The organism is Streptomyces odontomachi, from assembly GCF_024435355.1.
In the GTDB taxonomy this organism is placed as follows: Bacteria; Actinomycetota; Actinomycetes; order Streptomycetales; family Streptomycetaceae; genus Streptomyces; species Streptomyces odontomachi.
In genome coordinates this window covers 231,933-244,106 of sequence record NZ_JAMJWG010000014.1, presented here as the reverse complement: position 1 = coordinate 244,106, position 12,174 = coordinate 231,933, and the positions used below count along the sequence as shown (strand labels likewise).

Genomic DNA, 12,174 nt, shown 5'->3' with positions numbered 1-12,174 from the left:
CTGCCTCCCCCGGTGCCAGGGGTGCCCCGGGGAGGGGCCTCCTGATCACGGTGCGATGCCGACGGTCGGCAGGCCCGTCTCCTCGGCGAGGCCGAGCGCGAGGTTCATGCTCTGCACGGCGCCGCCCGCGGTGCCCTTGGTGAGGTTGTCGATGGCGCTGACGGCGATCACGCGGCCGGCCGCCGCGTCGAGCGCGACCTGGACCTGGACGGTGTTCGAGGCGTAGACGGCGGCGGTGCTGGGCCAGCGACCGGCGGGCAGCAGATGCACGAACGGCTCGTCGGCCAGTGCCTTCTCGTACGCGGTGCGCAGGGCCTCGTCGCTCACCCCGTCCTTGGCGCGGGCCGAGCAGGTGGCGAGGATGCCGCGCGGCGTAGGTGCCAGCACCGGCGTGAAGGAGACGGTGACCGGCTCGCCCGCGGCCGCGCCGAGGTTCTGGATGATCTCGGGAGTGTGCCGGTGCACGCCGCCGACGCCGTACGGCGAGAGCGAGCCCATGACCTCGCTGCCCAGCAGGTGCGGCTTCGGCGCCTTGCCCGCGCCCGAGGTGCCGGATGCGGCCATGATCACGGCCTCCGGCTCGACGAGGGAGGCCGCGTACGCCGGGAAGAGCGCGAGGGTGACGGCGGTGGGGTAGCAGCCCGGCACCGCGATGCGCTTGGTCCCCTCGAGCGCCGCGCGGCAGCCCGGCAGCTCCGGTAGACCGTAGGGCCAGGTCCCGGCGTGCTCGGAGCCGTAGAACCGCTGCCACTGGGCCGGGTCCTTCAGACGGAAGTCGGCGCCCATGTCGATCACGAGCACATCCGGGCCGAGCTGCTCGGCGACGGCGGCGGACTCGCCGTGCGGCAGTGCGAGGAAGACCACGTCGTGGCCGGCGAGCGCCTCCGGCGTGGTCGGCTCCAGGACGCGGTCGGCGAGCGGGAGCAGATGGGGTTGCAGGGCGCCGAGCCGCTGCCCCGCGTTGCTGTTGCCGGTGAGCGCGCCTATCTCGACCTCGGGGTGCCCCAGGAGCAGCCGAAGCGCCTCACCCCCCGCGTACCCGCTGGCCCCGGCCACTGCCACCCGCACCGTCATGGAAACCTCCTCTGGAGAGCATGACTATACGCAGCACAGCACATTTATGCAATGGTGAGAATGCGGCAGGACGGTCGGTATATGGCCCACCTCATATGCAAATGGGGATGAGTGGGTGAATGGACGAGTAAAGACGAGTAAACGGAGAGGGGCGAGTCCCCTCGGCGGAGGGTGACTCGCCCCGCTGGACCGTCCCACCGGGCCCGCGTGCCCCGTCCCACCGGGCCCGGCGCGCCCCGTCCGTCCCGGTCAGGCGCCGACGTAGGTCGCGAGGTGCTCGCCGGTGAGGGTGGAGCGGGCGGCGACGAGGTCGGCGGGGGTGCCTTCGAAGACGACCCGGCCGCCGTCGTGGCCGGCGCCGGGGCCGAGGTCGATGATCCAGTCGGCGTGCGCCATGACCGCCTGGTGGTGCTCGACGACGATGATCGACTTACCGGAGTCGACGAGCCGGTCGAGCAGGCCGAGCAGCTGCTCGACGTCGGCGAGGTGCAGGCCGGCGGTCGGCTCGTCGAGCACGAAGATGCCGCCCTTCTCGGCCATGTGCGTGGCCAACTTGAGCCGCTGCCGCTCGCCGCCGGAGAGCGTGGTGAGCGGCTGCCCGAGCGTGAGGTAGCCGAGCCCGACGTCCGCGAGGCGGCCGAGGATGCGGTGCGCTGCCGGTGTGCGGGCGTCGCCGGCGCCGAAGAACTCCTCGGCCTCGGTCACCGACATGGCCAGCACCTCGCTGATGTCCCGGCCGCCGAGGCGGTGGTCGAGCACCGCCGCCGCGAACCGCTTGCCCTCGCAGTCCTCGCAGGGGATGGCGGTGCCGGCCATCATGGCCAGGTCGGTGTAGATGACGCCGGAGCCCTTGCAGGTGGGGCACGCGCCCTCGGAGTTGGCGCTGAACAGCGCCGGCTTGACCCCGTTGGCCTTCGCGAACGCCTTGCGGATCGGGTCGAGCAGTCCGGTGTAGGTCGCCGGGTTGCTCCGCCGTGAGCCGCGGATCGGGGTCTGGTCGACCGACACCACGTCGGCGCCGGCGGCGCCCGCCTGCCCCGGCAGCGACCCGTGCACGAGTGAACTCTTGCCGGAGCCGGCGACGCCGGTGACGACGGCCAGCACCCCGAGCGGGATGTCGACGTCCACGTCGCGCAGGTTGTGCGCCGTCGCGCCACGGACCTCCAGCCGGCCGGTGGGCGTGCGTACCGTCTTCTTGAGGGCGGCCCGGTCGTCGAAGTGGCGGCCGGTGACCGTGTCACCGGCCCGCAGCCCCTCGACGCTGCCCTCGAAGCAGACGCTGCCGCCGGCCGTACCGGCGCCGGGGCCGAGGTCGACTATGTGGTCGGCGATCGCGATCACCTCCGGCTTGTGCTCCACGACGAGCACCGTGTTGCCCTTGTCCCGCAGCCGCAGCAGCAGGTCGTTCATCCGCTGGATGTCGTGCGGGTGCAGGCCGGTGGTGGGCTCGTCGAAGACGTAGGTGACGTCGGTGAGGGAGGAGCCGAGATGGCGGATCATCTTGACGCGCTGTGCCTCGCCGCCCGACAGCGTGCCCGCCGGCCGGTCCAGCGAGAGGTAGCCGAGGCCGATCTCCACGAACGAGTCGAGGGTCTGTTGCAGCGCGGTGAGCAGCGGCGCCACCATGAGGTATCCGCTGCTCGAAGAGCGTGACGAGGGCTCCCTGAGGCCGCCGACCCAGGCGGCCAGGTCGCTGATCTGCATCGCGCAGGCGTCGGCGATGTTGAGGTCCCTGATCCTGGACGACCTGGCGCCCTCGCTGAGCCGGGTGCCGTCGCACTCCGGGCAGGTGGTGAAGGTGACCGCCCGGTCCACGAAGTCCCGGATGTGCGGCTGCATCGCCTCCCTGTCCTTGGCGAGCATCGACTTCTGGATGCGCGGGATGAGCCCCTCGTAGGTCATGTTGATGCCCGCGATCTTCATCCTGGTCGGCTCGCGGTGCAGGAGGTCGTGCAGTTCCTTCTCGGTGTACTTGCGGATCGGCTTCTCCGGATCGAAGAAGCCCGACTCGGTGTAGAGCCGGTAGTTCCAACCGCCGGACGTGTAGCCGGGGATGGTGAACGCGCCCTCGGCGAGCGACTTGGCGTCGTCGTAGAGCTGGGCGAGGTCGAGATCGGTGACCGAGCCCCGGCCCTCGCAGCGCACGCACATGCCGCCGGCGCGGGTGAAGCTCACCTTCTCGGCCTTCTTGGCACCGCGCTCGACCGTGATCGCGCCGCTCGCCCGGACCGAGGGGACGTTGAAGGAGAACGCGTTGGGCGGGCCGATGTGCGGCTCCCCGAGCCGGCTGAACAGGATGCGCAGCATCGCGTTGGCGTCGGTGGCGGTGCCGACCGTGGAGCGCGGGTCGGCACCCATCCGCTGCTGGTCGACGGAGATCACGGTGGTCAGCCCGTCGAGCACGTCGACTTCGGGCCGTGCCAGCGTCGGCATGAAGCCCTGTACGAAGGCGCTGTACGTCTCGTTGATCAACCGCTGCGACTCCGCGGCGATCGTGTTGAACACCAGGGAGCTCTTGCCGGAACCGGAGACCCCGGTGAACACCGTCAGCCGGCGCTTCGGGATCTCGACCGTGACGTCCTTGAGGTTGTTCTCGCGTGCGCCGTGCACGCGGATCAGATCGTGGCTGTCGGCAGCGTGCAGCGCAGGCGACTGCGAATCCGTCCTCGTGGCCATGCCCATCGTCTCTCCATCTGTGCGGCGGGGCCGCCGTCGCGGTCCTGCCCGTCGTCGCCCGGCCTGCCCTCACCAGCCGCAGGCACTTTGTCCGGTTCTTCTGCGTCCCGGCATGTTCGCCGGTAACGCTACTGTCCTACCTGAGGGGTGGCCTGCCGCCTATCGCTTGCGGGGCTGGTTGAAGCGGAGCATGTTGCCGGCCGGGTCGCGGAAGGCGCAGTCGCGGACCCCGTACGGCTGGTCGATCGGCTCCTGCAACACTTCGGCGCCGGCTGCCCGGATGCGTTCGAACGTGGCGTCGCAGTCGTCGGTGCTGAAGATCACGGCCCGCAGCATGCCCTTGGCCAGCAGTTCCGCCATCGCCTGCTTGTCGGCCGGGGAAGCGTTGGGGTTGGCGAGCGGCGGTTCGAGGACGATCTCCACATCGGGTTGTGCGGGTGAGCCGACGGTCACCCAGCGCATCCCCTCGAAGGCGACGTCGTTGCGTACCTCCAGGCCGAGGACGTCGCGGTAGAAGCCGAGCGCCTTGTCGTGGTCGTCGACGGCGATGAAGCACGTGGAAAGCTTGATGTTCATGCCCCCGACGCTACGAGGCGCCGGCGGATCGCGCTTCTCAGATCCTGACCGGTCGTGTGAGGATCTTGGCGACGCACGCCGGGATCGCGGCACCGTCGTCGTGCGGGCGGGCCCGGTAGGCGCTGGGGCTCTCGCCGACCAGCTCGCTGAAGCGCGAGCTGAACGAGCCGAGCGAGGTGCAGCCCACCGCGAAGCAGACGTCCGTCACGCTCATGTCGCCACGTCGCAGCAGCGCCTTCGCCCGCTCGATGCGGCGGGTCATCAGATAGCTGTAGGGCGTCTCGCCGAAGGCGGCGCGGAAGCTGCGGGAGAAGTGCCCGGGCGACATGAGGGCGATGTTCGCCAGCGCCGGGACGTCCAGCGGTCGCGCGTAGTCGCGGTCCATCGCGTCACGGGCGCGGCGCAGCCGCACGAGGTCGTCCAGGTTCATGCCCACAGCATCGCACGGTGCCGCTGATCTGCCGCACCACCGAACCCGCCGCCTACCACCGCACCCGCGCTGCCGCCTCCCGTATCACGTCCGCCAGGGCGGCCGGGGCCATGAGGTGGGCGAAGTGGCCCTGCCGGGGCAACGTGACGACCCGGACGTCGGGGAGGACGGCCGCCAGGTCGGCACGGAGCACCCGCACGACCTGGTCCCAGGCGGTGGCGTCCCCGCCGCCGGGAGGTACCACCAGCAGCGCGGATCCGTCGCCCTCGTCGAGCGCGGTGATCTCGGTGCCGTCGGCGGAAGGTGCACGAAGCTCAGCCATGGAAGGAGGATGCAACCGCCGCCTGCTTCCCAACCGCACCGGCAGCACCTTGACATGAAACCGGCATGAGAACGGCGCCCCCGCCCGGCGGCCCTCAGTCGACGATCAGCCGATGGCCACGCAACCCCGCCTCCGTACCGCCCTCGCGCTGCCGGCGCACCACGTACCTGCCCGGCGCGATACCGCTGCCGCCGTGCTCGGGGTGGACGAGATGGACGACCGCCGTGTTCTCCACGACGGCGAGCGCCAGGCCCTCCGGGTCCTCCACCGTCCGGGTCCACCGGCAGGTGCCGGCGTCGGCGACCAGCGTGTGCGGGTTACCGCCGGCAGCGCCGCGCAGCAGCACCACGCCGGCCGCGGGGACCTCCTGCCATCGCGCCGTCGACGGCACGGTGACGTCCGCCAGGAGCTGCCACGGCACCACGATCAGATCGCCCTGCGCCTGGAGCCCAGCGATCACCGGGACGGCCACCTCGCGCTCGATGTGAGCGAGGACGTCGAGGCCGGTGCGGGCGGTGAGATCGGCGAGGGTGGTCGGGGTCGACGTGGCCATGAGTGATCACCTCTGGCTGGTGGTGTGGACGGATGGGCGGCCGAGTGGGGCGGATGAATGTGGGGTGCGTGGGCGTGCGTGGAAAGCGTGGGGAAGGGTGACGTCGCGTCAGGTACGGCGGGCCAGGCCTGCGTACTGTTCGCGGCTGAGTCCGTAGGACCAGCCCGCCGCGGCGACCGGGTCGTCGATGTTCAGCGGGACGTGGAGTCCGTAGCGCCTGCGGTGTCCGTCGGGTTCCACGGTGCCGTTGACGACGAGCAACACGCGTCCGAGCTCGCCCAGCACCCGCCACGGCAGGTGGTAGAGCCGCAGCTCGGCACCGGGGTTGCCGGGGTCGTCGGCCGTGGCCGTCAGGTCGAGTCCGGCCCGCTCGACGTAGGTGTCCCAGCCGAGGTGCTCGATGGCGCAGCGGCGCACTTCGACGTTGGGCTCCGCGTGGATGCGCCGGACGGTGGGCCCGGTGACGGCCCATTCCGGTACCGGGGTGCCGTGCAGGACGTACAACCGGGTGCCGTCGGCGAATCGCACCGCGGGACCGCTCGAGCAGTGCGGCCGTACCTGGCCGTGCACGCCGTGCGGCGACGGTTCGGTGTGTACCTCGACAGGGCGTTCGGCCATCACGCACAACCCGTCGTGCGGCCACCACCAACCCGCCGACCGCGCCAGCGTCGCCCACCGGCCGAGCCTGCGCCAGTCGTCGCGCGGGTAGCTGGCCAGGCCCGTACCCGCGCACAGCTGGTAATGCGCGATCCAGTGCACGTCCTGCTGGCCGTACCAGGTCAGTCCGGGTGCGCTGCCGGGCTCCGCAGAGAGCAGGGCGGTGCGCAACGGGGCCCGGAGGCCGTCGAACAGGGAAGTCTCCAGCGAATCGTGGAGCATGGCCCCCAGCACGTCCTTCGAACCGCAGCCCCACTCCAGGGCGTCTTCGGGCGCCAGGGTGCGGGCGGCGCGCCCGTAGACGCTGTGCCGGCTGACCCGGCGGCCGATGCGCTGGTCCAGGCGGTCGCGCAGGTCGGCGAGGGAGGCGGCGATACGGGCGGCGACCGGCCAGTGCGCGGTCCGCGCGGGCGCCGTGGCGGCCCGTAACCGCATCGGCCGATAGGGGCGCACTTTGTCGAGGACCGCGTCCGCCGCGGCGGCCGGCGAGTCCACCCAGCAGAAACGCGGCGGAGCCGCGCCGACCTCCGCGTAGAGGGCCGTGACCACGGCCTCGGCCCGGTCCCGATCGGCGGGACGGGTGGACAGGCCGTGCCGCAACCATGCGTCACGCAGGGCACGGGCGTGGTCGAGTGCTGCGTCGGTGCCGACAGGGGGTGCGTCACCCGGTCGGTACGCGGCATCCCAGGCATCCCGAGCGTCCCAGGCATCCGGGGAGGGGTCTTGGGAGAGGGGCGCGTGCGGTGCGCTGGCGCGGGATCTGGAGCGGGGTACGGGCCGGTGGGCGGTGCTGCGAGGTCCTGCCCCGCGCTGCTGTGCCACGGCGCTCACCGGAGGGGGGCGGCGGCCGCCTTTCCGTTCGTCATGCGCTGATCGTGGCAGCCACCCTCCGGACTCCGCAAGGGATTTGCTGCGTCCCCGGCCCGCTGCCCGGGCCCGCTCGCCCCGCCCTCAGCCCCACCTCCCGGTCTCGCCGATCCGGGGTGCACGCCGGCGCGTACGATTCCGGGATGAGCTCGTGCGGCGAAGGTGCGGCCATAGGTGGCCGGGCTGCGGAACCGGACCGGGTGATGCCTCCCGTCCCGGTCCCTGATGTCCTCGCCTACCTGGCCGGCGCGTGGCGCGTCGAGCGCACCGTGCGTGACCTGGCGAGCGGCGCGGAGGGCAGGTTCACGGGGACGACGGTCTTCGCACCGCTGGCCGCGGACGGCACCTCCGGGCCGGACGGCGACACGGGCGCCGGCCACGGACGGCACGGCGCCACGGGCAAGGGTGCGCACGCCGGCGCGGGCGACGCGGCGGAGCGCGGCGGGTTGCTGCACCACGAGTCCGGCACGTTCGTATGGCAGGGCACTGCGCGACCGGCCGAGCGGACGCTGCGGTACCTGCCCGGTATCACGGCGGGTACGGCCCGCGTCGAGTTCTCCGACGGACGGCCCTTCCACGACCTCGACCTGCGCGGCGGCTCGTACGTGGCACACCATCCGTGCGCCGCAGATCTGTACCGGGGCGACTTCACGGTCACCGGCCCGGACCGGTGGCGGACCAGCTGGCGGGTCACCGGCCCGGCGAAGGACCTGCTCCTGGTCACCGACTACACACGGGCCGCGCGACCCTCCTGACGCGGGCCGGCGACGCGAGCCAGCGGCGCGGGCGGCCCGAAGCGGTACCGCGGCGTTGCCAGCGCCTCCCCACGCTCCCCCGCTGCCCGGCCGCCCGGCCGCCCCCGAACCCAGCCCTTCACCTGCCCGGCTCCACCACCTCGTCCCAGGCCCGGCGCAGCCGCCGTGCCCCCTCCGTGATCTCCGCGCTGCCCGCCGTGCCCGCGAAGCTGACGCGGACGAACGGTGCCGGGGGCTCGGCGCAGTAGTAGGGGCGGCCGGGGGCGACGGCCACTCCGGCGCGTAGCGCGCCTGTCGCGAAGGCGGTCTCGTCGGTGCCGTCCGGGAGCCGCAGCCACAGGTGGAAGCCGCCGGCCGGGACGTACGGCAGGGCAAGCCCCGGGAGCCGGGTGCGCAGCTCGCCCACCATGGCCTCCCGGCGGGCTCGTAGCTCGCCCGCCACGGCCCGCAGCCGCCGTGGCCACGCGGGCGCGCCGACCAGTTCCAGCGCCGCTTCCTGGAGTGGGCGCGGCACGAAGAAGTTGTCCACCACCTGGATGGCGCGCAGCCGCTCGAACACCGGGCCGCGTGCGGCCACGGCGCACACCCGGAAGCTGGGCGAGGTGGCCTTGGTGAGCGAGCAGACGTGCACCACCACACCGTCCTCGTCGTCGGTCGCCAGCGGCCTGGGCAGGGGCCCCGCGTCGGCGTGACCGAGCCGGCGCACATAGTCGTCCTCGACGACGAAGGCGCCCGCGTCGCGCGCGATGCGGAGCACTTCGGCGCGCCGGCCGGGCGCGAGCACCGCCCCGGTCGGGTTCTGGAAGAGCGGCTGGCAGACGAACAGGCGCGCACCGGTCGCCCGGAAGGCGTCCGCGAGCAGCTGCGGCCGCACCCCGTCGGTGTCCACCGGGACGGGTACGGGGCGCAGGCCGCCGGCGCGGGCGGTGGCGAGCATGCCGGGATAGGTGGGGGACTCCACGAGCACCGGGGCACCGGGCGGGGCGAGCGCCCGCAGCACCGTGGTCAGCGCGGACTGGCCGCCGGAGGTGATGAGCACGTCGGCGGCGGTGACGGCGCCGCCGATGCCGCGTGCGAACCACTCGCGCAGCTCCGGCAGGCCCTCCATGGGAGGACGGCTCCAGGCGCCGGGGCGCCGGGCCGCCCGGGCCAGCGCGTCGGACATGGCGCGCTCGGGCCGCAGGGACCTGTGCAGGTAGCCGTTGCTGAACTCGATCACGTCGCTGGGCTGGGCGGCCAGGGTGGCGAGGACACCGGAGGCGTCGACGCTGCGGGACACCGCTTCGGGGCCCGTGTCCGCGCTGAGCGTGACCTCCTGCCAGGACGTGTCACCGGCGCGGACGGCCGTGGGCCGCTGTTCGGCACGGAAGGCTCCCGCGCCGGGCCGGGTCACGACGAGGCCCTCCGCGACCAGTTGGGCCAGCGCCCGGGAGACGGTCACCGGGCTCACCCGGAAACGCTCGACCAGGGCCCGGCTGGACGGGAGCTTTCCTCCAAGTGAGTAGCGCTCGACTTCACCACGCAGGGTATCGGCCAGCTCGGCGACACTGCTACGCTCATTCATGAGAGCTGAGGATAGCGCTACCGTTCCCACCCCGATAGCGGCGGGCTCCTCCCCCGCCGGTCCGGCCTTCCCCACCGCGCCGGCCATCCGGGTCACCCCCTCCGCCCAGCACACCGACCACCCCGCCCCACCTCCCGCACCCAGCGGCGGACCCGGTACGCCCGCACACCCCGCCGACCGCGGCGGCGCGGATCCGCACCGGGGTGATCGGCGCGACGGGAGCACCGGGCAGGGCTCCGCGGCCCGGCTGGGCACCCTTCAGGCCGCCCTCGGAGTGATCGCCTTTTCCCTCACCTTCCCGGCCACCGCCTGGGGCCTGGAGGGCTTCGGCCCCTGGACGCTGGTGACGGTGCGCATCGTCCTCGCGGCGCTGATCGCGGGCGGTTGCCTCCTGGCGCGCCGCGTGCCCCCGCCCGCGCGTCGCCACTGGGGCCCGCTGGCGGTGGTCGCGTTCGGCGTGGTGGTCGGCTTCCCTGCGCTGACGACGCTCGCCCTCCAGACGTCCAGCACCGCGCATGCCGCGGTGGTCGTGGGACTGCTGCCGCTCACCACGGCGCTCTGCTCCGCCCTGCGGACCGGGGCGCGCCCCTCCCGCACGTTCTGGTGCGCCTCACTCGCCGGAGCCGCGGTGGTGGTGGGCTTCGCGGTGCAGCAGAGCGGCGGCGCCCCGAACCGGGCCGACCTGTATCTCTTCGGGGCGCTCCTGGTGTGCGCGGCCGGCTACACGGAGGGCGGACGGCTGGCCCGGGTGATGCCGGGCTGGCAGGTGATCGGCTGGGCACTTCAGTTGAGCCTGCCGTTCGCCCTGGTAGGGGTCGTGGTCGCCGCCACCCATGAGCCGCTGGTGCTCACCGCACACGGCGTCATGGGGGTGCTGTGGGTGGCGGCCGGATCGCAGTTCCTCGGTCTGGTCGTCTGGTACCGGGGCATGGCGACGATCGGCATCCCACGGGCCAGCCAGCTCCAGCTGGCGCAGCCCCTGCTCACCCTCGTCTGGTCGGTGCTGCTGCTCGGCGAGCACCTGACCGTGGCCGCCCCGCTGACCGCGCTGGCCGTGTTGGCGTGCATCGCGGTGACACAGCGCTCGCGCGGGTAGGGCGAGTAGTGGGGGCGGAGGCGAGCGGACGGCAAGAGACGGAATAGGTGGACGCGCCATCCAGAAGGCCGGCCGTAAACTGACAGCCACGGGCAGACCACGGACATTCGGCCCCCGGAGGGGCGCCGCACCGGGCCCACCGGGCGGCTCCCGGCCGGGCGTGAGGAGGTCACTCCGATGCAGGCAAGCAAGGGCGACCAGCTCTTGGTCCACGGCAGGGTCGTCGGCCAGGAAGACAAGGTCGCACAGATCGTCGAGGTCCTCGGCCACGACGGCAACCCACCCTTCCGCGTGCGCTTCGAGGACGGGCACGAGGCCGTGATGTCACCGGGTCCCGACTCGGTCGTACGGCACGAGAAGTCGGGCCGGTAACCCGGCGCCCCGTTCACCCGTACCCGCTCAGGACCGGACCCGTCGCCCACCCATCCCGGTCACGTCGCTGCACCGCTCCGGCCGGGTCGGCCATGCCCGACCCGGCCGGTCGTGCGCCCGAGCTTTCGGAGTACCGTGCAGGCTCGAAGGTGAGCGCCGCAGCCGCTCGGCGCCGCCCCCGAATAGACCGTGACGAAAGGGACGATGTGACGGACACCCTGACCGACATTGCACGCGTCGGCGTGGTGGGCTGTGGCCAGATGGGGGCGGGCATCGCCGAGGTGTGCGCCCGCTCCGGTCTTGAGGTCATGGTCGCCGAGACCACCGGCGAAGCCCTGGAGATCGGTCGCACCCGGCTGCTGAACTCGCTCACCAAGGCGGCCGAACGCGGCAAGATCACCGAGGACGAGCGGGAGGCCGCCCGGCAGCGGCTCACCTTCACCACCGACCTCGGCGAGTTCTCCGACCGCGATCTGGTCATCGAAGCCGTCGTGGAGAACGAGCAGGTCAAGACCGAGATCTTCGAGGTGCTCGACCAGGTGGTGACCCGGCCGGACGCCGTCCTGGCCTCCAACACCTCATCGGTCCCGCTGGTCAGGCTTGCCGTCGCGACGTCCCGTCCGGACCACGTCATCGGGATGCACTTCTTCAACCCGGCACCCGTACAGCGGCTCGTCGAGCTGATCCCGGCCCTGACCACCTCCGAGGGCACCATCAGCCGGACCCAGCTGCTCGCCGAGAAGGTGCTGGGCAAGCAGACCATCCGGGCCCAGGACCGCTCGGGCTTCATCGTCAACGCCCTGCTCAACCCCTATCTGCTCGCCGCCGTGCGGATGTTCGAGTCAGGCATCGCGAGCCGTGAGGACATCGACAACGGCATGGTCATGGGGTGCGCCCACCCGATGGGCCCACTGCGGCTGGCCGACCTGATCGGTCTCGACACCGTCGTCTCCATCGCCGACTCGATGTACGCCGAGTACAAAGAGCCGCTCTACGCCCCTCCCCCGCTGCTGCTGCGCATGGTCGACGCCGGCCGGCTAGGCCGGAAGTCCGGCTCGGGCTTCTACGAGTACCCCTGACGCCCCGGGGCCGGACGAAACGTCACCCTCAGCAGCCATCGCCCTCGAAGCGACCCACCCGACGATCATCACGCTCCGTCACCATCGCGCGCCCGGCGCCTCCCATGGCGCCGGGCACATCTCCTTCACACGCCGTGTGCGCGCCCCGCACAC

The 12,174-nt window shown here is 72.5% G+C and carries 12 protein-coding genes; 4 read left to right on the top strand and 8 right to left on the bottom strand.

All coding sequences use genetic code 11. The features are described from left to right. Nucleotides 1-45: 45 nt before the first annotated feature. From argC to NQO67_RS27070, 7 genes are all read right to left on the bottom strand, one after another. Nucleotides 46-1,074, bottom strand: a complete 1,029-nt coding sequence (gene argC / locus NQO67_RS27100) for an N-acetyl-gamma-glutamyl-phosphate reductase (RefSeq protein WP_255952891.1) — start codon at nt 1,072-1,074, stop codon at nt 46-48. Between the two features lie 249 nt (nt 1,075-1,323). Beyond that, nucleotides 1,324-3,756, bottom strand: a complete 2,433-nt coding sequence (locus tag NQO67_RS27095; RefSeq protein WP_255952890.1) for an ATP-binding cassette domain-containing protein — start codon at nt 3,754-3,756, stop codon at nt 1,324-1,326. A gap of 153 nt (nt 3,757-3,909) precedes the next feature. Beyond that, nucleotides 3,910-4,326 carry a VOC family protein gene (locus NQO67_RS27090; RefSeq protein WP_255952889.1) on the bottom strand — a complete coding sequence of 139 codons (417 nt, stop codon included), beginning with the start codon at nt 4,324-4,326 and terminating at the stop codon, nt 3,910-3,912. Nucleotides 4,327-4,363: 37 nt separating this feature from the next. Next, nucleotides 4,364-4,756 carry a helix-turn-helix transcriptional regulator gene (locus NQO67_RS27085; protein WP_255952888.1) on the bottom strand — a complete coding sequence of 131 codons (393 nt, stop codon included), beginning with the start codon at nt 4,754-4,756 and terminating at the stop codon, nt 4,364-4,366. 52 nt (nt 4,757-4,808) lie between these two features. Next, nucleotides 4,809-5,078, bottom strand: coding sequence for an alpha/beta fold hydrolase (locus NQO67_RS27080; RefSeq protein ID WP_255952887.1), 270 nt, complete (start codon nt 5,076-5,078; stop codon nt 4,809-4,811). A 94-nt stretch (nt 5,079-5,172) separates the two neighbouring features. Continuing rightward, nucleotides 5,173-5,631 carry a DUF8820 family protein gene (locus NQO67_RS27075; protein ID WP_255952886.1) on the bottom strand — a complete coding sequence of 153 codons (459 nt, stop codon included), beginning with the start codon at nt 5,629-5,631 and terminating at the stop codon, nt 5,173-5,175. A gap of 108 nt (nt 5,632-5,739) precedes the next feature. Continuing rightward, entirely contained in the window at nt 5,740-7,110 is a 1,371-nt protein-coding gene (locus tag NQO67_RS27070; RefSeq protein WP_255952885.1) for a DUF6745 domain-containing protein, read from the bottom strand. A 248-nt stretch (nt 7,111-7,358) separates the two neighbouring features. On the opposite strand from NQO67_RS27070, the gene NQO67_RS27065 reads away from it, so the two are divergent. Further along, nucleotides 7,359-7,910, top strand: a complete 552-nt coding sequence (locus NQO67_RS27065; RefSeq protein WP_255952947.1) for a DUF6314 family protein — start codon at nt 7,359-7,361, stop codon at nt 7,908-7,910. A gap of 118 nt (nt 7,911-8,028) precedes the next feature. Here the strand turns inward: NQO67_RS27065 and NQO67_RS27060 are convergent, their stop codons facing one another. Further along, on the bottom strand, nt 8,029-9,474 hold the full coding sequence (locus NQO67_RS27060; protein WP_255952884.1) for an aminotransferase-like domain-containing protein: 1,446 nt from the start codon (nt 9,472-9,474) through the stop codon (nt 8,029-8,031). Here NQO67_RS27060 and NQO67_RS27055 point away from each other — a divergent pair. The 3 genes from NQO67_RS27055 to NQO67_RS27045 all read left to right on the top strand — a co-directional run bounded on the left by NQO67_RS27055 (nt 9,473) and on the right by NQO67_RS27045 (nt 12,021). Next, nucleotides 9,473-10,570, top strand: a complete 1,098-nt coding sequence (locus NQO67_RS27055) for a DMT family transporter (RefSeq protein ID WP_255952883.1) — start codon at nt 9,473-9,475, stop codon at nt 10,568-10,570. The two genes, NQO67_RS27060 and NQO67_RS27055, sit on opposite strands and share 2 nt — an antisense overlap. A gap of 177 nt (nt 10,571-10,747) precedes the next feature. After that, a complete protein-coding gene (locus NQO67_RS27050) occupies nt 10,748-10,942 on the top strand; it encodes a DUF1918 domain-containing protein (RefSeq protein WP_255952882.1) in 195 nt (64 codons plus the stop codon). A gap of 218 nt (nt 10,943-11,160) precedes the next feature. Further along, nucleotides 11,161-12,021, top strand: coding sequence for a 3-hydroxybutyryl-CoA dehydrogenase (locus NQO67_RS27045; protein ID WP_255952946.1), 861 nt, complete (start codon nt 11,161-11,163; stop codon nt 12,019-12,021). The last annotated feature ends 153 nt before the right edge of the window (nt 12,022-12,174 follow it).

What these genes read in the sequence shown, in the direction of transcription:
- NQO67_RS27050 (WP_255952882.1), top strand. Translation starts at nt 10,748, where the DNA reads ATGCAGGCAAGCAAGGGCGACCAGCTCTTGGTCCACGGCAGGGTCGTC.
- NQO67_RS27095 (WP_255952890.1), bottom strand. Translation starts at nt 3,756, where the DNA reads ATGGGCATGGCCACGAGGACGGATTCGCAGTCGCCTGCGCTGCACGCT.
- NQO67_RS27060 (WP_255952884.1), bottom strand. Translation starts at nt 9,474, where the DNA reads ATGAATGAGCGTAGCAGTGTCGCCGAGCTGGCCGATACCCTGCGTGGT.
- NQO67_RS27085 (WP_255952888.1), bottom strand. Translation starts at nt 4,756, where the DNA reads ATGAACCTGGACGACCTCGTGCGGCTGCGCCGCGCCCGTGACGCGATG.
- NQO67_RS27080 (WP_255952887.1), bottom strand. Translation starts at nt 5,078, where the DNA reads ATGGCTGAGCTTCGTGCACCTTCCGCCGACGGCACCGAGATCACCGCG.
- NQO67_RS27075 (WP_255952886.1), bottom strand. Translation starts at nt 5,631, where the DNA reads ATGGCCACGTCGACCCCGACCACCCTCGCCGATCTCACCGCCCGCACC.
- NQO67_RS27090 (WP_255952889.1), bottom strand. Translation starts at nt 4,326, where the DNA reads ATGAACATCAAGCTTTCCACGTGCTTCATCGCCGTCGACGACCACGAC.
- argC (WP_255952891.1), bottom strand. Translation starts at nt 1,074, where the DNA reads ATGACGGTGCGGGTGGCAGTGGCCGGGGCCAGCGGGTACGCGGGGGGT.
- NQO67_RS27055 (WP_255952883.1), top strand. Translation starts at nt 9,473, where the DNA reads ATGAGAGCTGAGGATAGCGCTACCGTTCCCACCCCGATAGCGGCGGGC.
- NQO67_RS27065 (WP_255952947.1), top strand. Translation starts at nt 7,359, where the DNA reads ATGCCTCCCGTCCCGGTCCCTGATGTCCTCGCCTACCTGGCCGGCGCG.